Annotated in this window: 25 protein-coding genes; 22 read left to right on the plus strand and 3 right to left on the minus strand. The window is 39.3% G+C overall.

What is annotated here, in order from left to right; translation table 11 throughout:
* Positions 1–42: 42 nt before the first annotated feature.
* The 5 genes from NCWK1_RS17945 (at position 43) to NCWK1_RS17960 (ending at position 3,996) form a co-directional block, all read left to right on the plus strand.
* On the plus strand, positions 43–1,308 hold the full coding sequence (locus tag NCWK1_RS17945; RefSeq protein ID WP_245894928.1) for a DUF6884 domain-containing protein: 1,266 nt from the start codon (positions 43–45) through the stop codon (positions 1,306–1,308).
* Positions 1,257–1,475, plus strand: a complete 219-nt coding sequence (locus NCWK1_RS30515) for a DUF6884 domain-containing protein (RefSeq protein WP_340641210.1) — start codon at positions 1,257–1,259, stop codon at positions 1,473–1,475. The genes NCWK1_RS17945 and NCWK1_RS30515 overlap by 52 nt, the downstream gene beginning before the upstream one ends.
* 28 nt (positions 1,476–1,503) lie before the next feature.
* Positions 1,504–2,346, plus strand: a complete 843-nt coding sequence (locus NCWK1_RS17950) for a hypothetical protein (RefSeq protein WP_103125656.1) — start codon at positions 1,504–1,506, stop codon at positions 2,344–2,346.
* Between the two features lie 364 nt (positions 2,347–2,710).
* A complete protein-coding gene (locus NCWK1_RS17955; protein ID WP_103125657.1) occupies positions 2,711–3,166 on the plus strand; it encodes a hypothetical protein in 456 nt (151 codons plus the stop codon).
* Positions 3,167–3,168: 2 nt separating this feature from the next.
* Positions 3,169–3,996, plus strand: coding sequence for a hypothetical protein (locus NCWK1_RS17960; protein WP_245894929.1), 828 nt, complete (start codon positions 3,169–3,171; stop codon positions 3,994–3,996).
* Between the two features lie 150 nt (positions 3,997–4,146).
* Here the strand turns inward: NCWK1_RS17960 and NCWK1_RS17965 are convergent, their stop codons facing one another.
* Together NCWK1_RS17965 and NCWK1_RS17970 are read right to left on the minus strand one after the other, a co-directional pair.
* Positions 4,147–4,530: a nuclear transport factor 2 family protein gene (locus tag NCWK1_RS17965; protein WP_103125659.1), complete on the minus strand. Its 384-nt coding sequence runs from the start codon at positions 4,528–4,530 to the stop codon at positions 4,147–4,149.
* Positions 4,531–4,760: 230 nt separating this feature from the next.
* Positions 4,761–5,174, minus strand: coding sequence for a hypothetical protein (locus NCWK1_RS17970; protein WP_103125660.1), 414 nt, complete (start codon positions 5,172–5,174; stop codon positions 4,761–4,763).
* Between the two features lie 35 nt (positions 5,175–5,209).
* Between NCWK1_RS17970 and NCWK1_RS17975 the strand changes: the two genes are divergently transcribed.
* The 5 genes from NCWK1_RS17975 (at position 5,210) to NCWK1_RS17995 (ending at position 11,199) form a co-directional block, all read left to right on the plus strand.
* Positions 5,210–5,452, plus strand: coding sequence for a hypothetical protein (locus NCWK1_RS17975; protein ID WP_103125661.1), 243 nt, complete (start codon positions 5,210–5,212; stop codon positions 5,450–5,452).
* Positions 5,453–5,516: 64 nt separating this feature from the next.
* Positions 5,517–6,707 (plus strand): bifunctional 5,10-methylenetetrahydrofolate dehydrogenase/5,10-methenyltetrahydrofolate cyclohydrolase, encoded by a 1,191-nt coding sequence (locus tag NCWK1_RS17980; RefSeq protein WP_103125662.1) that lies wholly within the window; start codon positions 5,517–5,519, stop codon positions 6,705–6,707.
* Entirely contained in the window at positions 6,704–7,537 is an 834-nt protein-coding gene (locus tag NCWK1_RS17985; protein ID WP_187308175.1) for a glycosyltransferase family 2 protein, read from the plus strand. Before NCWK1_RS17980 ends, NCWK1_RS17985 begins: the two co-directional genes overlap by 4 nt.
* A 94-nt stretch (positions 7,538–7,631) precedes the next feature.
* Positions 7,632–10,352 carry a DEAD/DEAH box helicase gene (locus NCWK1_RS17990; RefSeq protein ID WP_103125663.1) on the plus strand — a complete coding sequence of 907 codons (2,721 nt, stop codon included), beginning with the start codon at positions 7,632–7,634 and terminating at the stop codon, positions 10,350–10,352.
* Positions 10,353–10,452: 100 nt separating this feature from the next.
* Entirely contained in the window at positions 10,453–11,199 is a 747-nt protein-coding gene (locus NCWK1_RS17995; RefSeq protein WP_103125664.1) for a hypothetical protein, read from the plus strand.
* 367 nt (positions 11,200–11,566) lie between these two features.
* On the opposite strand, the gene NCWK1_RS18000 is transcribed toward NCWK1_RS17995, so the two are convergent.
* A complete protein-coding gene (locus NCWK1_RS18000) occupies positions 11,567–12,757 on the minus strand; it encodes a hypothetical protein (protein ID WP_146034007.1) in 1,191 nt (396 codons plus the stop codon).
* A gap of 345 nt (positions 12,758–13,102) precedes the next feature.
* Here NCWK1_RS18000 and NCWK1_RS30450 point away from each other — a divergent pair, with 345 nt between their 5' ends.
* From NCWK1_RS30450 to NCWK1_RS18060, 12 genes are all read left to right on the plus strand, one after another.
* A complete protein-coding gene (locus tag NCWK1_RS30450) occupies positions 13,103–13,228 on the plus strand; it encodes a hypothetical protein (protein WP_281259137.1) in 126 nt (41 codons plus the stop codon).
* Positions 13,229–13,279: 51 nt separating this feature from the next.
* Positions 13,280–14,296, plus strand: coding sequence for a bifunctional DNA primase/polymerase (locus tag NCWK1_RS18005; protein ID WP_103125666.1), 1,017 nt, complete (start codon positions 13,280–13,282; stop codon positions 14,294–14,296).
* A gap of 2 nt (positions 14,297–14,298) precedes the next feature.
* Positions 14,299–14,781 (plus strand): hypothetical protein, encoded by a 483-nt coding sequence (locus NCWK1_RS18010; protein WP_103125667.1) that lies wholly within the window; start codon positions 14,299–14,301, stop codon positions 14,779–14,781.
* Positions 14,782–14,786: 5 nt separating this feature from the next.
* Positions 14,787–15,209: a hypothetical protein gene (locus NCWK1_RS18015; RefSeq protein WP_103125668.1), complete on the plus strand. Its 423-nt coding sequence runs from the start codon at positions 14,787–14,789 to the stop codon at positions 15,207–15,209.
* Between the two features lie 43 nt (positions 15,210–15,252).
* A complete protein-coding gene (locus tag NCWK1_RS18020) occupies positions 15,253–15,981 on the plus strand; it encodes a hypothetical protein (RefSeq protein ID WP_103125669.1) in 729 nt (242 codons plus the stop codon).
* The gene (locus tag NCWK1_RS18025) at positions 15,978–16,700 is read left to right on the plus strand and encodes a prokaryotic E2 ligase family D protein (RefSeq protein WP_103125670.1); all 723 of its coding nucleotides are present in this window, start codon (positions 15,978–15,980) and stop codon (positions 16,698–16,700) included. The genes NCWK1_RS18020 and NCWK1_RS18025 overlap by 4 nt, the downstream gene beginning before the upstream one ends.
* Positions 16,701–16,702: 2 nt before the next feature.
* A complete protein-coding gene (locus tag NCWK1_RS18030) occupies positions 16,703–17,299 on the plus strand; it encodes a Mov34/MPN/PAD-1 family protein (RefSeq protein WP_103125671.1) in 597 nt (198 codons plus the stop codon).
* The gene (locus NCWK1_RS18035; RefSeq protein ID WP_103125672.1) at positions 17,287–18,144 is read left to right on the plus strand and encodes a ThiF family adenylyltransferase; all 858 of its coding nucleotides are present in this window, start codon (positions 17,287–17,289) and stop codon (positions 18,142–18,144) included. Before NCWK1_RS18030 ends, NCWK1_RS18035 begins: the two co-directional genes overlap by 13 nt.
* Before the next feature lie 44 nt (positions 18,145–18,188).
* A complete protein-coding gene (locus tag NCWK1_RS18040; protein WP_103125673.1) occupies positions 18,189–18,872 on the plus strand; it encodes a hypothetical protein in 684 nt (227 codons plus the stop codon).
* Positions 18,869–19,216 (plus strand): hypothetical protein, encoded by a 348-nt coding sequence (locus tag NCWK1_RS18045; RefSeq protein ID WP_103125674.1) that lies wholly within the window; start codon positions 18,869–18,871, stop codon positions 19,214–19,216. The genes NCWK1_RS18040 and NCWK1_RS18045 overlap by 4 nt, the downstream gene beginning before the upstream one ends.
* Entirely contained in the window at positions 19,179–20,234 is a 1,056-nt protein-coding gene (locus NCWK1_RS18050) for a DNA methyltransferase family protein (protein ID WP_103125675.1), read from the plus strand. Before NCWK1_RS18045 ends, NCWK1_RS18050 begins: the two co-directional genes overlap by 38 nt.
* Before the next feature lie 220 nt (positions 20,235–20,454).
* Entirely contained in the window at positions 20,455–20,742 is a 288-nt protein-coding gene (locus NCWK1_RS18060; protein ID WP_103125677.1) for a hypothetical protein, read from the plus strand.
* Positions 20,743–20,833: the final 91 nt, after the last annotated feature.

The raw sequence follows: 20,833 nt of genomic DNA on the forward strand, positions 1-20,833 counted from the left end.
TAACTTAACGATTAAAATTCAAAATTTGCTCGTTTAAATACTATGAAATTAGGTTTCTATCCAGTATTAGGTAAGAGCGATTTTGTCAGAAGCAAGGGTGAAAAAATCCCGATTTGGCAGTTGCTTGAATATCAGCCTGCGGGCTGGCTATACTCACTCGCTATAAAAGCAGAAATTGTTCCAGATAGTCTGATTATTCATGACTGCGGATCTTTTAACTACCGTGACCAAGATATTCCTACTCTCAACGGTAAATATGTTGATGCCCACTGGTCTATTCATAGATATCGAGAACGTTCAAAAGTTGGTGATATTATTGTTTGTCCTGACCATTTACTTGTAGGAGAAAATATTAGAGAACGGCAAGAATATAACCTTCAACAAGCAAAAACATTTATCCAACTTGCTAAAACTTATCTTCCTAATAGAATCCCCCTAGCAGTCATCCACGGGCAGTCTCTTAGTGAACGCCTTGAAGTAGCTAAATATCTTCTGGGACTAGGATACCGCCATCTCGGCATCGGTGGCCTTGTTCCCCAGGCAAGGGAGTATTCAACTAACTTATACATTATCAAAACAATCACTGAGGTTGTGCGTTCACGAAGTGACTCGGAACGAGTATCGCCGTTCGCGAAGCGTGTCCGACAGGACAAGGCGGGCGTTTCGCCATCGCACAGCGACTCCACAGGAGTATCGCACAAGCCAAATGTTCATCTACACGTTTTTGGACTATGTTCGCCCCAGTATGCCAAAGCTTTTACTCAGATGGGATTATCCTTTGATGGTTCAACTTTTATCCGAGAAGGACTAGGCGGTGGGATGTTCGTCAACAATGAGGAAAAACTAATTCGGATGCCAGCCTACTGCACGCCAAAGTGCAACTGTCATGTTTGCAGGGTTCTCCACCGACATAGGATTGACCCTCGGTTAACAAACAAAGGACGGACGCATACTATGGGAAGAATCGCCCACAACCTCAATATGGCGATCGGCACTATGGCGATCGGCACTTACAGAAAATTCATTCCCAAGGAAAAAATCTACCTGGTTGCTGGATGTGGCAAGCAGCTTCCCTACTCTGCTGCCGCCAAAGACTTATATTGTTCGCAGCACTTTCAAGCTTGCCGTCGCTACGTAGAAGAAAAAGAATCAAGATGGTATATCCTGTCACCTTTACATCAAGTTCTTAACCCAGAAACAATCATCAAGCCCTACGATAAATCCCCCTATTCCTTATCCCATCAGGAACGTATACTATGGGCGGAACAAGTAGCAGAAAACCTTATACAAGTGCGTCTTTGGAAATAGAGTTTGTATTCTTGACGGGCAAGCTTTACAGACAGGAGGTAACACCCACTTTACAGGCGAAGGGATACGAGATAAAAGTACCCATGCAGCACCTAGCCATTGGACAACAACTTGCTTGGATAAAGAAGGAACTGGAGCAAGAAAAACAGCTTGTTTTAAATATTTAACCCAGCAGTAATAACACCAAAATGAGTTATGGAGACTACAAAGCGAGTAATTAATATAAGTGGAAAATTCGGTAGTTGGACTGTAATAGAAAAACAAGGAAAGCAAGTATTGTGTAAGTGTGATTGTGGAACTCAAAAACTTGTCTACAGTCACACTCTCACCAATGGTCGCTCTACTAACTGCGGTTGTAAAAAAAGAAAAGAATCTATCCCAGTTGGGGCAAATTTTGGGAGACTAACAGTGATATCTGATGTAGAAGTTAAGGGGAAAAGAGGTGAACTACTCCTCCTTACCTTATGCAGATGCGGAACCCAAAAATATGTTAGTAAAAATAGCTTAAAAAGAGGGCTTACGCAAAGTTGCGGATGTTTGCAACGGGACAGCCTCAAGACAGATAAAACTATCCACGGTCACTGCAAAAGCCACGAGTATAACTCCTGGTTACACATCAAGCGTATCTGCTATAACAAGAACCACCATCAGTACAAATATCATGGCGGGTGCGGAATTGAAGTTGATGCATCCTGGCGTGATAACTTTACCCAATTTCTAAAAGATATGGGATTAGCACCCGAAAGAACAGTTATATCTCGTATCGATCAAGAGAGCGATTTTGCCCCCGGAAATTGTTTATGGATACCCAGAAAAGAACATTATCGTCAAATATATGTATTAAGAAGAAAAGAATTCTTTATTTCTCAAACTTTACCCAAACCAGTCGTTACCAATAGTGAGATTAATGTTTCACCAAACATTGTTCGAGCAATCATCAAAGATCATGCAAATGGTGAAGCCAACATGAATAAACTTGCTACACAATATAAAATCAGCACTCAAGACGCAATAAATATTATCCTTCACCACGTTTAACTATCAATTTATTTTTAATAAAAGTGCGCCATCGAATTAAAAAGGCGCACTTTTTATTTTATAGCAAGCATTTAGTTTTAAAAAGCACATCAAATTGATAGTAGATTAATTACCACAGTTGTTACACACATCAGCAAGGTAGACATTGATTATAAGTGATTTAGAAAATAATCACTTATATCTAAAGTGTTGTACCTGAGTATAAAGTTTACTGCAATGAATAATATTTGCAATTTGAAACCAAGTATTCATACAAATACGAAATCATTGTTCAGTAGACAAAGTAACTAAACTTTCTACCACAGACGAAGTTATCAATTAGCTGAACAAGCAAAGCCTCAAGTCCAAATTATAAAACTTGCACATGATAATACACAACGGCTCTTATATCTGGTTTCATGCAGGACAAACTGCTAGATGGGGAACTATAAATGCGATTAAAGCATTGCCATACCTAATGATTGCATACCAAATCGACGGACAATGGTACAGTGACCCATATTTTTCACAATCTAAAAACTTAGAATATAAACCAGTAATCCCTATAAGTTCAGCAATTATTCATATACCAAAAATAACAGTTGAGTTACAACCAATTGTTCAATTATGTGCTGGATTTAGGAACAAAAGAATTCATAGTCTTTGGGTGGTTAATGCTCCCGATCAGGTATTGAAACATATATTAGAGTGCAGCCAATGGGACAGTATATCACTCAAGCAACTACTAGCAACTTTGCACGAATTAATTCTTTATGGCTATGAAGTTAAAATACTTCCCGCCAAAAAGGAAACCATATCCCCTATCGAATGGATGGAATAATAATGACTAATAGCAACCAACAACTCACACTTTACTATCCTTGTGCAATTCAGATTTTAGATCAGTTTGTACAGACAATATCACTTGAGTGTTGGATACAGAATCCAATAAACGAAAAATGGAATCTGATACCATTTAAAAATGGTGATAGCAGCATCTCAGGTTACACATATGCGACAGCACCACGTGTAATGGCATATCCCAATGAAGAATATCCGTCTATAGAAGATTTTTTACAAGCGAAAAAAGAGGAAGGTGTAGACTATCCTATTCGACATAAAAGAACTTATCTTACAGTTAAGGGTGCTGCATCTCACAAACTATTCTGGGCATGGACAAATCCTCAAACTAATAAAATTGAACGCATCCATTGGCATCCTTTAGCTATAAAAGCAAAGACAAGTGAAGATGACCAAACTGACTACTCAAATATAACTCCAGTCAAGATTGTAAATGGAAAATTAATCACACTTGAAAAGGATAATTTACCATCAAATAGAGCAGCTTTTTCGGAGTTTCTTGCAGACAGAGAAGAAAACCTCCGCCTTGCACTTGAAGCCATGAAATCACCCAATCCTGATGCCGCACTCGAACTACTGGCCATCATGGAAGAAATATCCAAAGACTGCTTCTACGCCAGTTGGATTATGGGCAATGGATACAATTTAGAATTAATTCTTAAATCATGGGACGGCACTAGTAACGTCAGCTACGGTAGTGGGGAAATCACACATCAACAATTAGCACTAATGCGCGTTCTTTGTGAATTATCTCAAGGTTGGTGGTTTTGGGATGAAGATAACGATACTGGCGTAATTTTCCAAAGTTAAACTTACAAGGGAATCGCCTGATTATTGGGCTGGGAGTATTGCGATGGCTGTACACGATTGGGAATGCGCTTGCGATTAACAGTAGCGCATTTTTTATACTCAATATGAAGAAGGCCACCCTAGAAATGCCTGTTCGCTCTTTGCGCGTGGTTAGGCCTTTGGGGTGGACGATGGAGGTGGACAGACTTCCATAGCTTGAATCAAGCCGTGTTCAAGGGTGAATCGATGACCCACGTGTTCCGAAGCAAGAACTGCTCCAGCCAAGTCACGCACGACCTGATGCACCGAGACCAAAATGCGCCCGCCCTCCTCCAAGTAAAAGGTTTGCGGCTCAACGTGCGGATCGATCTCGCTCCATTGCTCCGTCCAGTAAGCGCGAACTTCTTCAGGCCCACGGACAAAACCGCCTTTGAACGCTCTCGGCCAAACCACGTCCGGAGTCATGAGAGCAAGGGCAGCGTCAATGTCTCGCGCGTTGAAGGCTGCATACGCCGCACGGAGCAGCTCGATTTCTGGTACTCTTTGATCTGACATAAGTGCTACGGTGAAGCAGATGCAGTAAGGACTAATTTAATAATTTATTGTACAGAGTTTAGCTGAAGCTTTTTTTATCGACACTATCATGCCTGATGTCAGCTTTATTTCGAGGATTTCCCGTTTTTAATTCTTCTATTCTAAGGAAGGTTGTTTTATATCCACATTTCGCACTTCAACATGTATTATCTATATTTTCAATAAAATTCCTAATAATGTTCAGGTTATACTTACAACTCCATATCGCAATTCTGAGTTGGAGAAAATTGATATTGCCTTTGTCTTGCAGCCGCTATTTCAAAAGAGGTATCAAATCCCGTAACCTTTGTTCCAAGTTTTAATTCCTCGTATAAAGGTACACCATCACCGTCATTGTCACTAAGAAGAATCTTGGTCATTATATGAGATGGGGCAACTTGCGCGAGGCGATTTACTACATTAGCAACAAACTCGTTAGATGCTTCGCAGCCATTAAGGTATCTAATCAAAGCATCAGCAGTAGCCTCAGTCATCTTAGCTGGATTTTTTACCCCCGCTTCCAGAATAAAGTCATCGTAAATAGCTTTCTCGCTATCAGTAAAATTTTCCTTGCAAGCTTGTTGGATAATTAATTCAGCCTGTTGTTGTTGATTTAAAATTGTCATAGTGGTTTTTAGATATTGTTAAAGGAGTAACAGATATGACACATTATGTTTGCGATTTATATGGCAATACAAACTGGAATCTTCCACTAGAAGAAGTTGCTGCTAGAACATTCAATACAGAACAAGAAGCAGAACAATGGTTCAAAGATATGTGTTCTGGTAACAGTATTGAATTTAGTGGCTTCCATGACACTGAACGCTACGTCACCAACTGGGTTTCCTGTAACGGTAAAGAAGTTGGTGAAATCACTAAACGCCCTAGTTCCAATGAATTCTAATTAGGAATTCAGAAAAATTGTTTGTACCAGACAATTTTATTCATCAAATTTAACGCCATATTAAATGACACTCATAGACGGACAGTTAATACGAGAACACGTAAAGCAAGAATGTCAAAAATACAAATCCATTTTTCAAACATCTCAAAAAGAAGTAACAATTATTAGATTTGAGGCTTCAGAAAATGCCACTAATGAATTAAGAGCTAGATCCGAAGCAGCTAGAATCTCAGCAGAACAAAAAGTAGCAACGTTCAACGCTATTGGCATTAATCCTAACCATATTGTACTGTCACCCAATATTGCAGTGGAGCAATTTGATGAAATTATTCAATCAATCAATGAAGATTGTAAGGTGACTGCCGCTATTGTTCAATACCCAATTCCAACTAAGTTTACAAGCTCAATTGGGTTATTAGAACCACAAAAAGATATAGATATTGTTCGCAGAAAAAGTAACAATTTATTTGAAAGTTGTGCTACTGCTGAAGGAATCGCCAGAATTGTTGAATCCTATGCACAAAGGGATTCCAATGTTGCAGTTGTCGGCGGAGGTGGCTTTGTAGGTAATGGTGTCATCAAATATTTAGAAGCAAGTAGAATCAGCTGTTTCTGTTTGGAAGACGGTGATGACTTGAGTAGAACTTCTGAAGCTGACATTGTGGTATCTGTCACCGGAAGACAAGGAATTTTCACTCCTTATGTACTCCCGTCTCATCGCTTGATTGTCGATGGTGGCTTCACACCTACTGCTTCTGGTGTTGCTGGCGATGTAGATCGTAGTGCTTACAGCATCCCCCAAAACATTACGCCCGTCCCTGGAGGTGTTGGCCCGATAGAAATGGCAATTTTAGCAGAACGTTTGGTAAAAATGGATTTGGGCGTAGAACTTGGGAAATGGAACTACCAGCAATTACAGCAAGAACAAATGCAACGTGCTACTATAATAGCCCCCATAGCTAGAGTGTTCTTCGCACAACAAGCAACTGCCTACCCTCAATCCATTCGCACAGAGAGAGAAAACCTATTTGTCTTGGAAGGCAGTAACTACCAGATCCGCTTCAATAGCACCACGCAAAGTTTGATTGTTGCCAGAACCAATGAAAAGCTAACGTTAATTCGGCTATCTCTTGCAAGTAATCAAATTGAAACCGCTAGAGGTATAACAAACGAGGACGTAACAAGATGGCAACAAATTCAAGCTGCGATCGATTCAACAACAACGCAATCAAATGATAGAGGTATGGAGCTTTGAAATTATCAATCATCACTGCAACATACAATAGACCTGTGCAGCTTGCATCTACTGCACTGCCAAGCATTCAAAGTCAAACTGACCACAATTTTGAATGGATCGTCATCAATGATGGCACTAATCCTGATACTAGAGATATTATCACCAGCATTAGGGCAAAAGCTGATTTCCCTATAATCTACATTGAAATGGAACACCCTGAACCGAGCAGTGGCTTTGGCTTGTGCTACGCCCGTAACCTGGGACTAGATGCAGCTGGTGGTGACATTGTTTCATACCTGGACGATGACAATAGCATTGCTCCTGAATTTGTTGGCTCAATGCGGCAGTACTTTAAACAACATCCCAATATTCGATATGGCATAGCAAGACAGCAGCGCCGCCGCGATGTCATCCGCAATGGTAATGTTGTTCGTCAAGGAAAGCCTTTTATTTCGCCTAGCAATTGCTGCTCCTTACAGCAGCTTCTATGGCAACAAGAGATATTCGACAGCAATGGTTTCGTCCACTATCGGAGCAATGCTCCTAGATGGAACCCTCAGTTTCAAGTATTCGCAGACTACGAGTATTTGCTGCAATCTGCTTGCATCTGGGGTGAAAGTGGCTTTGGTTTCAATGACAGCATTCTTGTTAACTATATCCAGTCTTCTATTGGTATTATTGGTAGTTCTAATTACGAGCAATGGGCAACTGAGCTATCGCTAATTGTCACTAATCAAGCTAACTATTCCATCCTTAAAGGCAGTATTGTTGAACGCTTAGAACAGCTTGTAGATAGTTATAGTACTAAAGCACAAATTTCATTAACGCCAAAAGCATTTACGTTTTGACAATATAAAGCAGAGCATCAATAGTATAGCAATAACCAAAACCACTACTTTGGACTAACGCCTACCTGGTAAAACAGCAAGTAGGTAACTTTTTATGAACCAGCCTGAATGGTTAGAAGCAAACAAGCAGGTTTATTCCAAAGAACATGGTGTTATACATATCGCCGCCATCATTGAGAAAAACCTTTACTTTAAAAAGGGTAGTTTAAACCAAATTATTTTCGATTGGGAGCATGAAGTCAATAGCGGTAATTTATTACCTCTAAACCAAGCACCAACAGGTAAAAGTATTCTCTACCAAGAGATAGCTGCTATACTTGATGGATCTGGAAAACTACAAAGCTGCGAAGTAATTCCCGCTCAAGAAGCTAAACTTTATCCCATTCCAGATGATATTCACCCTCTAGTTAAACTGGCCTTAAGTAAGTCAGAAATCACGCAACTATATTCTCATCAAGTCGAGGCATGGCAAGCTTACAAAAAAGGAGAAGATATAATTCTCCAAACTCCTACCAGCAGTGGTAAAAGTATCTCTTTTCTCATTCCAATCATTCATGAGTGTCTAAAGGGTAAATCAGCTTTAGTATTCTTTAACTTGAAAGCACTTGCATTTGACCAGGTAGAGAAAATACGTTCTTTTGTTAGCCACTTAGATGAAAATATTCGCCCCCAAATTCTCAATATTAATGGAGATATTCCTCCTCAAGAGCGCAAACAACTTTACAGCAATCAACCCTCAATTTTATGCGTGACTCCTGATGTATGGAACCACGAACTTAACAACTACCAATTCGATTCAAATTGGGGATTTAGAGAAACAATCAGAAAACTTTCAATCATAGTCTGTGACGAAATGCACTTTTATCAAGGCATATTTGGTTCGCATTTTGCACTACTTAATCGGCGAACTCAACTTATGATAGAATCTGTCGGCAATGATATTTCAAAATTACAGTACATCTTCGCTTCTGCAACAATTAGTAACAGCAGCGAAATTGCCCAGAAGATATCTAATCGAGAAGAACAAAGTAACCTTGCTATTATTGACCAAAGTGGGGCAAAACGCTCGGAGATTACTTTTATTAGCCTCAAACCACGAAATAATACATTTTACCAAACTGCCCAAGTCGCAGCCATGCTCGTAAGTAAACGCATCGTCGGGATTTGTTTCTGCGATAGTAGGGAACTAGTTAAGGTTTTAACTAATGCCATACGTAAAGCTTTAATCGAGATGCAACTGCCCCACCTGGGAGAAACCATCTCAGCATTTTATGGGAGCATGAAGGCAAATCAGCGTAACAAAATTATTGCAGATATACAAAGCGGGAAGGTCAAGTTCATTATATCTACAAGTGCTTTGGAGGCGGGTCTAGATATTGGGTGTATTGATGCAACTATCGTACATAGTTACCCCGGCTCAATTCTTGCCTTTCGCCAAAGGGCAGGACGTGCGGGGAGACAGGAAGCAGGACTATTGGTGTTTATTCCGTCGAAAAGGTCGATTATGGATTCTTACTACGCCAATTACCCAGAACGCCTTTTATCTGATCCTCCAGAAATTATCAACTTTAACCACAATTATGAAACAACTTTGGAGCAGCATATTCTCGCTTGTTGCAAAGAAAGTAAACCGACACAAGCTCAAATTGCCCGACATTTTGGTAGTTCTGGTAATGCGATCGCCCGACAGCTAATAGGTGATAATCAACTAATCTTCAGCTACAATCAAAGACTGACAACTAATCGAAATCTCGGTTATGTCCACTCAAAAATTAAAGTTAGAGGCAACACTGACCAAAACATCAGTTATATCAATCAAGATAGCGCAGAAGAGTTTGAGGAAAGTTCGGCATCTTCTGCACTAAGAGAAGTTTACCCTAGTGCTATATATCTTGCTCAAGACTTTGATGGCAACCCGGTACAGTATAAATCACAAGAACTAAATTTAACCGAAGGGAAAGCCATTCTCAAGCCAATTGAAGCAACCAATTTATTTAGTCGTCCTGAAGGAAGCCTAAATTTCGAGGAAATTAAAATTGTCGGGGAAGCCAAAATTATCAATCTTCCCCAAGGGGCTGCTAGATTTACACCTGTTTCAGCCAAAATCAAAGAAGAAATTTCTGGCTACAACTTGTACAGGCTGGAACAAAAATGGACTTGCACGAATAACAGATGTCGCAACTTCAATTTAAATTTATCTGGACACTTACAAACTTGCCCTGCTTGTAAAACCCAACTGATTGAACGAGAATTTGTCGAACTCTTGGAGGAAAATAAGTACGAAGAATCACTTGCTCTTAACTACAATACATTCTGTATCAGGGTTGAAATTAACGCTGATGCACGAAAATATTTTTCAGTTTTGGTCAAAAATCACAGAAAAGAAATACTTAATAAACAGAAATATATTACCAATGAGGAGAAACAACTATTTGAAAGCAATGAAACCCAAATTTGCGTTCATACTCTCGCTCATCACCTTATACTCAGTTTACCACTTGTCGAACATGGAGCAAACAGTCGAGATATAGATTTCATGTTAGTAGAAGTGCCATCTAATACTAGGATAGTTGGTTATTTCTTTGATGCTTGTGAACATGGTACAGGTATGTGCGATACCCTCATCAAGTATTTAGAGACTGCCTTTATTAAGGCAAAGTTTCTAGTCGATAATTGTCCTTGTAAATACGGCTGCTCTTCTTGTACAACAATTCAACGCTGTCCTGATGATAACGAAGCACTGTTTAAATCAGTTGGGTTATCTCTACTAAAGGAAATAATCAATACAACAGAGACAAGAACTATTAATCAATAGTTAAGATAATCCTATCCAGCTTGGGTAGGATTATTTTTTTAGTAATTCAACCACATACATCGCTTACGCACAAGATTGATGAAAGTTTTGAGAACAAGCGATGTACGTCGAACTATTAGCTGATTCAAATCCAAACTCTAAAAGATTTCAAATTATTCACGCACCATCATATTTACTTACAGAAACAAATTTTCAAATAGGAGATTTTGTCGAGTTTAACAATATTGATTTTATTATAAATTATGCTGTTAATCTAGGGTATCAGGTGAAAATAACCCATCCTGAAATCCCACAATACAATGAATATCCTCTTCCCAAAATCAGTGATGAACTAGCTGATTTGATAATTAATTATCCATCAGACTTAAAACTGCGAACTAATGGGATGGTTTTTGAACAAAGGGCATATTTAATGTCTAAGGTTTACGATGAAGTGTGCCAAAATCTTGAATCAAAAGCTCTTTTAAGAGAAGCAGAGTATTGGCTGATAAATTACGCACGAGAAGTAATTGCCAAACAATGTCATTACTTACCAGATATCCTAATGAAATTAGATAACCCAACTGTGAGAGCAATGGCAATAGATACACTCATGCTCTGGCAACCAGATTGGAACAATGCTATCTCTCAATATAGAGGAAGTAGATTTGAGGCTGGCAATAATGAGTTTGAGGTTATCAGCTACTATCACAATCAAAAAAAGAAGGGTAGGGAGGGGATAATGGTACTGTGCAAGGTAACAAAAACTATGAATAACCATCTTGAATTTCCTACCTTTCCTTGCAATGCAAACTGTACTCTTGGGACTTATCAAGTCGAAAATGCACTTAACAAAAGATTGGCTTAAAACATAATCACCATCTGAAATATTTATATTATAAAAAATCAATTACTACCAGTAAATTACTGGTAGTAATAAAAAAGATGTTCAGATGACGCTTTGTGTATCATCTGAGAGTGCGATAAGCGAAGCTTAAGCCTTCGGCTATCGCAAATGTTGGATTTGTCAACACAACCCAAGCTCGACTTTATCCATTTGAAGTTGGAGCCATTCTCAACGGTGTTTGGATTGCAGCCAAGGAGCTAAACTTTTTCACACATGTGATGTTATACCGCCATCCAGAAAATTATAGAAAAAATCTGGTAAGCCAGAGCCATTGTTATGTAAAGGTTCTAGCATTTGGATAAAGTCGAGCTAAGCGTCCCGCCGATTATTATTTGGGGTTCTTTTTCTTTTGCTTGTACCGCTCTAAATGGTCAGGGAAAAAATCATTCATATCGTAGAGTCTAAAAGGGTTAGGGTTATCATGTAAGAGACTCCATCCTTGATTGCTGGCTTTCCCGTCAACAGTGCAGGTAAACCATGAATTTTCCCACTTCATGGGCAATACTTCGATCCGCTTACCCTTCTCAACATACACAGTCGCGTTAGGTGTGGTTTTGATCGTGCTGCTAGCGATCTCGCTAAGAAATCTTGCAGGTGAAAAAATAGCTTTATATCCAAAGTGTTGACCAAAGATGCACCCCAGTTCGTAAAAATCTAGATCCTGTCGTTCCTCTGTCCATCCATCACACATACATCGATATCGATGATGTAGCAAATCTCGACCGACAGCTAGCACACCAGAACGGACTAAGACTTCTACACCATATTTTTCTGTTGCAACGGAAGACGGTTTCAACCCTACAAGTGCATGAGAATAGTCAATAAACCGTGTGTCTGTTATCTCAAACCCTTTATAGGCAGTAGTATCAGCTTCCCAGTTTAAATCCCAGGTACATGAAGTTTCCCCACCCCCGCCACCGAAAAAGTAGCTTTCATCCTGAAAAAATGCTCTAGCCATTTCATCAAGGGATGGAACATAATCACTAACAGACTTCTGCCCCCATCTCTCCTCAAACTGGTTAGCGTAAATAACATTAAAGCGAATATCATCGCGATGATGTTTGAAATCTAATACAAGCAGCGTCAGGCACTCCTCAAACAGCGATGACCCATCAGTTGCGATATGGATAAACTCAAAATCAGTAAATCCCTTTCCCTTGAAAACAAAGGTATAGACAGGCTTATCTCCCCGTGAAATGTAATCTATGAACGTATCATCTTCATTGTCAATATGCGCGAAAATGGCGGCGATGCGGTTGAAGTTCCGAATCAGAAACTGGAAGATTCCGGTTTCACAAGTTACACCACCTGTTTTCACGATCGTCATGCCGTAGGGGGTTTGATAGTTGGCTTGTCGGGGCTTGTCTGACTCTAAAGCCAGCGCATATTCCACCAAGGCTGATGTAACTACCATCGAATCATTGATGAGTCCGGGACGGTGTTTGCGAATTGTCTCAATTGCCTTGGCAATCTCGTCATTCTGGACAACCTGTAAGCGAGGGCGTGAAAGTGCCATCATAACAACTTCTTTTTTGTACTCATTTTGAACTATTATACTCAAAATGAGTATAAACACAAGAAGACTAAACTCAGATATTGCACCTAGTCAGGTAAACACGTAAAAAACAAATGAAGATAGCAAAATATTACAGCAGTTGAAGAAGCACGACTAAGTATAGCTCCGTAGTTAAATAGACTAAACAAGGCAGGGATGCTACATATTCAGCAACAAAAACGACTAGTTGTTGGGATGGTGCTGGGAGCATCATCGGCAAGAGATATGCTCAACATAAAATTGTCACATTTGCCTTTGAGACTGAAAATATGGGAGAAAAGGCGTGAAATACGAAAATAACTTTGCAATATGTACCATTACGGACTGGCAATTGAGGATAATTTCTACGTTAAGAGAAATATAAAACAAATGATGGGTAGAGTTCGCATCATTCAAGTAGAACCAGAGCCAACAGAAATGAAAACCACTACATAAACTAACGCAATAAGCGTGCAGGAGTCATTTAATAAAAAGTTTTATGAACTCATGCATGCCCAAATCCGTCATTTGGTATCTTCACTTGACAACTTACCCGAAGAATGGCGAATCGTTCCTACCTTTGGTAAACGTCCTCTAGGGAAAGAATGGGAAAAAAATACTTACTCTCCCAAAGAACTACAAACTGAACTCGTCCGCCGTCGGCTAAAATTTTGGACAAATAACAGATTTATCACCCCCACTGGTGTAGCCTTGGTTTGCGGTTTCAATCATCCTCAAGGGTACTTAGTAGCTATTGACTGCGATGGGGAAACATCCTGGCGACAAATCATCCAAATTAACGAACACCTAGAACCAAAAGAACTCAACCAGCTAACACCCATCAGCGAAACTTCTACGGAGTCGTTACACGATACTCCTATGGAGTCGTTATGCGATCGCGCTCAAAAATATCTCCCTCCCACAATTGCATTTACCTCTGGGAGGAAATACCGCAGCCAACGCCTATACCTCATTCCCAAATCAAAAGCTTGGGAAGTAAAATCTCGTAAAATCAAAACTGGGAAGGACGAACACCTGGAGTTTCGAGGCAAAAACCTAGCTTCAATTCTTCCCCCATCCTTTCACCCAGAAGGTAGAAATTACAGATGGCTTCCCGGCTGTAGTCCATCTGAACGCCAAATAGAAATAGCTCCCGATTGGGTAATTGCCCAAATGCTTGCCAAACAAGAAAAAACAAGAAAGTTTAACCTACCCAAAGAAAAATATAACCGCAGATATGGGGTAGACAGATACGCTCATTTAATTCCCTCAATAGAAACCAATATTCAAACCGCACTTGTACTACTCGAAGTCATCCACCCTCGATTTGCAGATGATTACCATTCGTGGATTCAAGTCGGGATGGCACTCAAGAGCGTTAGTCCCATTTTATTTAAGGCATGGGACACCTGGAGCCAATTTTCTCCTAAGTACAAACCAGGCGAATGCGCCTACAAATGGCAGTCTTTTAACAAGACAGGTATTACTATCCGCACCTTATTTAGATTAGCTAATCTCTCTTAATCATGAGTAATCAAACATCACCTGACGAGAATGCAACTGGCTTGGAAAATAGCTATAGCAGTAAAGATTTTAATCCTGATATTCAGGATAATAGCAATTTAGAAGAGACATTAGATGAATCAGTAAATACTGAAGTTATAAGTCAAGATTCATCTAGCGGGATAGTTTTTACAAAAACCGCCATAATAACAATTCAGTTAACACCAAATCCTGAGAAAGCAATTGTCTCAATTGGAATTCAAGATGCACCTCCGATTATTAAGATAATTCCCATAGCTGAGATTAAATCTCAGCCTATCATAAATAACTGGCTACAGGATTTAGAAAAATCTCTCCCAGAAATGCTAAATATCTGCCAACAAAGGATGGAAAAGCAGACTACAGAGCAGAATCGACAGGAACAATCAAAACAAGTACAAAAGCGTAACCTACCTGAAGATAAAGATAAAAAACCTGCGCCTAACAACCAACTGTCACTATTTTAATTACCATGAAGTACATTGCTATTATTGAAGGACAAGAAATTCCTCTGGATGAGGCGATCGCCCAGGATGACAATACACTCAAAACAGCGATTAGCGTCTACTTTCCAGAGTATGCTAATGCCGAAATTGAACGACAAACAACTGATGATACAATTTCAATTCGTTTGGTCAAAAAAGCAGGTACTAAAGGAAGCCAATTTAGAGGATTGAAAAACAGTTTTGAAGAAATAAATCCTGCACTAAAGTTAGGATGGCAGATAAAGCTTCTAGAGATAAACAGTCAAATTAATCTCGAAAATTTAATTACCTTACAACCTGAGATAGATAAAGCTATCAAGCTCGGTCAATCTTGGGAAACCTATAGCGAAAAAGTTGCTCAAAGCCTTAAACAGCAACCTGCTATTACGAGTAATTATCCTGTACTGTAATCAAAAATCTATAGCCGCTATAACTCGTAGCGGCTGATTCATTATGCTTGGCAACATACACTCATTCAAAATACCCATTACTTGTCTAACAGCAATTAATTATCTAGAAAATCTTTCGGAACGAGTAAAAATCTTAAGTCTGTATCAAAGATTATTTCCAGAAGAATGGTTAGAATCAACCATACCTATTAATAACCAATCACATCCAAGCAGTGCTTATCTAGATAGAGAAATTGAATTTATTAACCTAGTGAATGAAAATCTATTCCCAGTAGAATATATCGATGAAATCGAGTTTAATCCCGAACGTGATAGTATTCTAGTTTCACCACAAAGACTTGAGTGGTGGAATGAAGATTTTGAAGAACTGGTATACTCAGAAAAGTTCCTACTTTCATTGATGGGGCAAGGGTACAATATCAGCCAATGGAAACTAAATTTTGGTTTTACTCCTGACTACATTGCTCCAGCAGAAGAAATTTACTTCGAGAAATTTGTAAAGCTGTGTCGTCGTTACAAAAGTCCCCTGAAATATTTAGATATAGCCATACGAATTATAGATTACTCAACTGAAAATATTTGGCTAGATATTACGTATGAAACAAGCGATTGGCTGGAATGGACTTATGAGAATATCGTATTTCTCGCTCAAAAGTGGCGAGAAGCCGTCTCGATGATGGAGAAATCAAATGAGGTTAGCCATTTGTTAGAAACATCTCTTTCTGCTCGAAAAGCAGCAGTTAAAATTTGGAACCAAGCATCAAAAGCATGAATGTAGACACAAATATATTACCAATAATCAACTTAGAAAATGTCTCTCAAATCCTGCTAGCCAATATTCCCCAAGATGATTTACTAGGGCAGTTAATTATCCTCAAAGGACAGTTTATTTTAGTCGAACGCGAAGGCAAAGAGTCTAAATATAAATTCTTGTCTCCTGAAGCAGTAGAGAAAGCCTTCACAAGTAAAACTGCCGCGTCTGGATGGCTTTCTAGCAACACGATTTGGTGGGGTAAAAATCCAGAGGGAGAGGCTATTATTCAATTTTACTCTCCCCAAAAATATCAAATTCAAATTATAGGACAGGAACCTGAAGTAATTACTGTACCAATGCCTGCATTCTTATTTGCTGGATGCGGTAGTAGATATTACCTGTGGGCAGTTAAAGGCAGGGTATTTAAACCAGACGCACAACTGTACAAGCCTCCTCTACCTAACGTTTGGGACGACTCTAGTATTTGCTTTGGGGGAAATTCTCTCAGTATGTGCAGTGCTGCAACCATAAGCCAAGTTTGGGATCTATTCTGGAAATCACCTTTTAACAAGGATTTGTCTCAAGGCAAGTCAAAAACTCATCCTGATAATATCTGCAACCAGCTAATCAAATTACACGAATCTAAAGCTAAATCCTACCCTTCAAGTGACCTTGTTCCCGTTCATAGCTGGAAAATCACAACTCCAGAAGACATTATCAATCATTTGTTCAGTTAACAATGAATCCTTTTATCGGTTATCACTTCGCTACAAGTAATAACTTTCCTCCCTACAGTCAAAAACTCCAGGAATACTGGCTGGCAGCAAATGGGCTTTTTTTGCGATCGCACCGCCGCGAGTTAGAGGTTTGCTTGCAACTAACTCAAACTCAAGTCGCTGGACTCCAACCCCTTGAACCCTACTTTCGTCTGAAAGTCCCAAAAGTCCCCAGTCAAGCGATCGCCGAGATTATCAATGCTGCTAGTATCAACCCCCAACAGGAAATCCTATTCTACTTGGGAGTGACAAACAACCAATGGTGGTGTCACACACCACTGCAAACTGCGTCCTCTACTCACGTCTTATCTTTAGAAAGCGTACTTGATAAAAACTATACAGAATGCTTGGTGGAAATGCACAGTCATGGAACTCTAGCTGCCTATCCTTCAAGTGCAGACAATCAAGAAGAAAAAGGCAAATTTCGAGTGTTCGCGATTATTGGCACACTGAATACCATTCCCACAATCTATACCCGCATCGGGATATACAATCACTTTTTCGACATCAACCCCAATCAAATATTTGAACTGCCGCCACAGGTAAAATGCTCGAATTAACTACTTACCAACAAGCTTTACCCGTCTTACCTCGCAATCATACTCGTATCAACTTCGTCTTAGTAGGAGTAGGAGGAACAGGCGGGTTTCTTGCAGAAGATTTATGTCGAATTATTCTGCAACTCCAGCGCACTAGGAAAGAAATTAACTTTGCGATCGTTGATGGCGATACTGTCGAACTCAAAAATATCAGCCGCCAAAATTATCAACAAGCTGAAATTGGGCTACCAAAGGCAGAAACACTGGCTGCTAGATGCAGTGCCAAGTATGGAATAGAGATTACAGCCGTTTGCGACTGGTTTGAAGAAGACATGATTCGCACGGCCAGTTGGTGGAATACCCTAACGGTAATTATTGGCTGTGTCGATAACAGCACAGCCAGGAGCAAAATTCACTCTGTTCTTAAAATAAACAGTGCAAAGGAGCCAGCATCTCTATTTTGGCTGGATTGTGGAAACAGCAACTACTCTGGACAAGTAGTAATTGGAACGCACTCTAATTTTGATATAGTCCAAGCTTCCAATAACCCAGACAAACCTCAATTCTGGTTGCATCTTCCCTCCCCGGTGCTGGTTCACCCAGAACTGCTAGTTCCTCAACCGGAAGAACTTACTGACAATAACCTTTCATGTGCAGAAATTCAAGCACGGAATTATCAATCACTATTCGTCAATAAAATGACGAGTGCGATCGCAGCCCAGTATCTACTAGAATTAACCCTCACTGGGGGGTTGAAAAAGTTCGCCAGTTATTTTGACCTCACCGCAATGTCAACCCGAAGTTTATATACAAGCATCGACCAACTTAAAAAATACTATATTCCGCAAACAAATTACCACAAATAGCTTACGCAAATATATCCCAAAAACTAAATTTGGGATATATTTTCATGAATCGATTTAATCACAAAACGCTTGAACTAGTTGAACAGAATCCAGAATGTTTATCAACGATAAATTCTCGTAATCTAACTATCAAAAGTGAATCTGAAGTTGCTGGCGGTCAGTTTCACCTCATTATGCAACAAATTGGGTTAGGGCTACCAGTCGAAGCTTTATTGAAGGCATACCCCCAAATTAATAACTGGGTCGATAAGGTAAAACCTTTTCTAAATATTCCTGGCAACAAACAATGGAACGCTCAACTTCAATATTTATGCCACGATATTCTTCTCTACAGCGAGTGCGACCTTATTATCTATGGTGAAAATCAAGTAGTTGGGTTTGACTGGACAATTCAAAAACCTCCTAAATTTGAAATTCTTGAGAGCAAGTGGCAAACTCAACTGAGGTTATTTCTCCTATACGAACAAACTGGAATACCATTGGAGCAAATTAGCCTGGTTTACTTGTTCGTTAATACTGATAGTATTTACCAGTTTACTTATTCAGAAGACAAACATTTGAATTTCCAAGCCCGACTAGAACAAACACTTGCTCCTTTTGTAGAAGATGATAAGGAGAAAAAACTTTTAGCCCACAAAATGACCCCTCAAGAAGCACATGATAAATGGCTAGCAAAAGAAATATCAACTATGGAATATTTAGCAGCAATTCCGGAAGTTGAAATATGAATCCAACAGAATTAAATATCACGAAAATCGAACTCACTTCTAACAGTGGTTGGACGCTCAATATTCTCTCGCGTCGGGTAGCGACTATTACTGACCCCTTGGGAAATAGAAAAACCAGCTACTTCGGGTTCGATAGCAAAAAACAAGCCGAAAAGTTTAGAGATTGGCTTGTCAGAAAAAACAAATGTAGTAGTGCAGTTATCCGTCACTCAGAACGATTAGCTACTGAATGGGAGGTAAAAGCTTGGAATGTACCAACCTCCCTAATTCTTGAATGCGCCGTCAAAGATTTAAAGGAATCAAGCAATGCAACTATCTCTACTAAATCTACCCTACAACGATGATAATTCACCCATAGCAGATATTTTTAATATTCCTAATTTAGAAAAAGCAGAAGCCCTCCGTAATTTAGCTGCTTCCATACAGCCAACAATCGACCAAAAGAAAAATCCTGCTATTGGAAATCAAAGGGTGACAAAGCGTCGTAAAACTATAGCTCAAGGGATCATCCAAGAAGGAATTGAACTTGAAATCATCCAGTCTTGGCTATTTGCGATCGCACAAATGTGGGAAGTAGGAAATATCCCACCAATACTACGCGGTATATCTCACAAATCCCAAGTAGAAGCCCTATTTAGAATTTCCCAAATGGGAGAAACAATTCAGAAAGTCCACGAAAAATTGGCAGGCGAATATTACCAAGACTGGGTAAAGTCTTTAAGTCGCGCCGGATTACATACACCAAGCGAAATCATATCCGCAATAACAGAAATTCAACAGGTAGTAAAACCTGAAGCAATTGATACTACCAAGCAACTACTCAATAAGCTTGAGTTAGAAATCATTGGCATGAAAGATGGAGATTTCTTCCCTACTCCTAAACCAGTCTGTCAACGGCTTGTTCAACTGGCAGATATTAAACCAAATTGGCAAATTTTAGAGCCTAGTGCAGGTAGTGGAAATATTGCTGAGTATATCACTAATACCTACCCTAATGTTCAACTAGAGGTGGTTGAGATTAATTACGATTTACGACAAATTCTAGAACTCAAAGGATTTAATCTCGTAGGGAAAAACTTTCTGGAGTTTAACCCCAGTCATTTATACAATGCCTGTATCATGAATCCTCCATTTTGTGAACTTGTCCAACATATCTACCAGGCTTGGAAGTTACTCGTAACGGGTGGTGTATTAGTTTCAGTTATATCTGAATCAGTTTTCTTCAATCGTAAGTACAAAACCTTCAAAGGCTGGCTACAAGCCAATAATAGCTATGTAGAAATGGTAGATAAAGATGCCTTCTTGAGTTCAAATAACCCTACAAACGTAGCTACCAGAATCATTAAACTCATTAAACCATAGTGTACTACAAACGCATGGCATACTGCCAAATTGATAAAACTAAATATGTCACGTATATCTTCCCTATATGGGGACAATATATGAGATACAAAATTCTTACACAGCAAGAGTTAGAAGTAGCACTTACTAAGTGCAAGCTTGCTGGTTGGAAGGTCAGTAATATCACCAAACTTAGTAATAAAATGCTTGAAATCAAATTCCAAAGAACAAGGAGATAGATATGGCAATTGAAACTATTGCTTCTTATAGATTTATTCCTGGTCAAGACAGTCAAATAACTAGTTATGGATCTCCTGAAGAACAAACAGTCGCAATTCATAATTCAAGCATGGCATCTGTGTCACTGACTTTCACAACTGAAAACACATCTGTTCTAAGACAGATTATCATCAATTTTCAGCAAATATACCAGACACTTATAAATACTAAAACTGAAATTATTCAGGAAGATACTTGCATTGACAGCTTTACAGGCTTAAGGGGAGAGTGTGATGAAAAGTTTATCTAAATAACTAAGTATCAATCAATCTTTTAAGTCGTCTTAATAACAGACGACTTTGATTTTTTACAACGACTTTTTGCTTTACGCATTAAATATT

It is taken from the genome of Nostoc cycadae WK-1, assembly GCF_002897135.1.
Lineage (GTDB): Bacteria > Cyanobacteriota > Cyanobacteriia > Cyanobacteriales > Nostocaceae > Nostoc_B.

Bases quoted from the DNA above. Each gene is read 5' to 3' on its own strand.
- NCWK1_RS18035 (WP_103125672.1), top strand. From the start codon at position 17,287: ATGCTCGAATTAACTACTTACCAACAAGCTTTACCCGTCTTACCTCGC.
- NCWK1_RS18025 (WP_103125670.1), top strand. From the start codon at position 15,978: ATGAATGTAGACACAAATATATTACCAATAATCAACTTAGAAAATGTC.
- NCWK1_RS18030 (WP_103125671.1), top strand. From the start codon at position 16,703: ATGAATCCTTTTATCGGTTATCACTTCGCTACAAGTAATAACTTTCCT.
- NCWK1_RS18040 (WP_103125673.1), top strand. From the start codon at position 18,189: ATGAATCGATTTAATCACAAAACGCTTGAACTAGTTGAACAGAATCCA.
- NCWK1_RS17945 (WP_245894928.1), top strand. From the start codon at position 43: ATGAAATTAGGTTTCTATCCAGTATTAGGTAAGAGCGATTTTGTCAGA.
- NCWK1_RS17980 (WP_103125662.1), top strand. From the start codon at position 5,517: ATGACACTCATAGACGGACAGTTAATACGAGAACACGTAAAGCAAGAA.
- NCWK1_RS18000 (WP_146034007.1), bottom strand. From the start codon at position 12,757: ATGATGGCACTTTCACGCCCTCGCTTACAGGTTGTCCAGAATGACGAG.
- NCWK1_RS17990 (WP_103125663.1), top strand. From the start codon at position 7,632: ATGAACCAGCCTGAATGGTTAGAAGCAAACAAGCAGGTTTATTCCAAA.
- NCWK1_RS17960 (WP_245894929.1), top strand. From the start codon at position 3,169: ATGACTAATAGCAACCAACAACTCACACTTTACTATCCTTGTGCAATT.
- NCWK1_RS17975 (WP_103125661.1), top strand. From the start codon at position 5,210: ATGACACATTATGTTTGCGATTTATATGGCAATACAAACTGGAATCTT.
- NCWK1_RS18045 (WP_103125674.1), top strand. From the start codon at position 18,869: ATGAATCCAACAGAATTAAATATCACGAAAATCGAACTCACTTCTAAC.
- NCWK1_RS18020 (WP_103125669.1), top strand. From the start codon at position 15,253: ATGCTTGGCAACATACACTCATTCAAAATACCCATTACTTGTCTAACA.
- NCWK1_RS30450 (WP_281259137.1), top strand. From the start codon at position 13,103: ATGTACCATTACGGACTGGCAATTGAGGATAATTTCTACGTTAAGAGA.
- NCWK1_RS17950 (WP_103125656.1), top strand. From the start codon at position 1,504: ATGGAGACTACAAAGCGAGTAATTAATATAAGTGGAAAATTCGGTAGT.
- NCWK1_RS17970 (WP_103125660.1), bottom strand. From the start codon at position 5,174: ATGACAATTTTAAATCAACAACAACAGGCTGAATTAATTATCCAACAA.
- NCWK1_RS30515 (WP_340641210.1), top strand. From the start codon at position 1,257: ATGGGCGGAACAAGTAGCAGAAAACCTTATACAAGTGCGTCTTTGGAA.
- NCWK1_RS18060 (WP_103125677.1), top strand. From the start codon at position 20,455: ATGGCAATTGAAACTATTGCTTCTTATAGATTTATTCCTGGTCAAGAC.
- NCWK1_RS18050 (WP_103125675.1), top strand. From the start codon at position 19,179: ATGCAACTATCTCTACTAAATCTACCCTACAACGATGATAATTCACCC.
- NCWK1_RS17965 (WP_103125659.1), bottom strand. From the start codon at position 4,530: ATGTCAGATCAAAGAGTACCAGAAATCGAGCTGCTCCGTGCGGCGTAT.
- NCWK1_RS18015 (WP_103125668.1), top strand. From the start codon at position 14,787: ATGAAGTACATTGCTATTATTGAAGGACAAGAAATTCCTCTGGATGAG.
- NCWK1_RS17995 (WP_103125664.1), top strand. From the start codon at position 10,453: ATGTACGTCGAACTATTAGCTGATTCAAATCCAAACTCTAAAAGATTT.
- NCWK1_RS18005 (WP_103125666.1), top strand. From the start codon at position 13,280: ATGCATGCCCAAATCCGTCATTTGGTATCTTCACTTGACAACTTACCC.
- NCWK1_RS18010 (WP_103125667.1), top strand. From the start codon at position 14,299: ATGAGTAATCAAACATCACCTGACGAGAATGCAACTGGCTTGGAAAAT.
- NCWK1_RS17955 (WP_103125657.1), top strand. From the start codon at position 2,711: ATGATAATACACAACGGCTCTTATATCTGGTTTCATGCAGGACAAACT.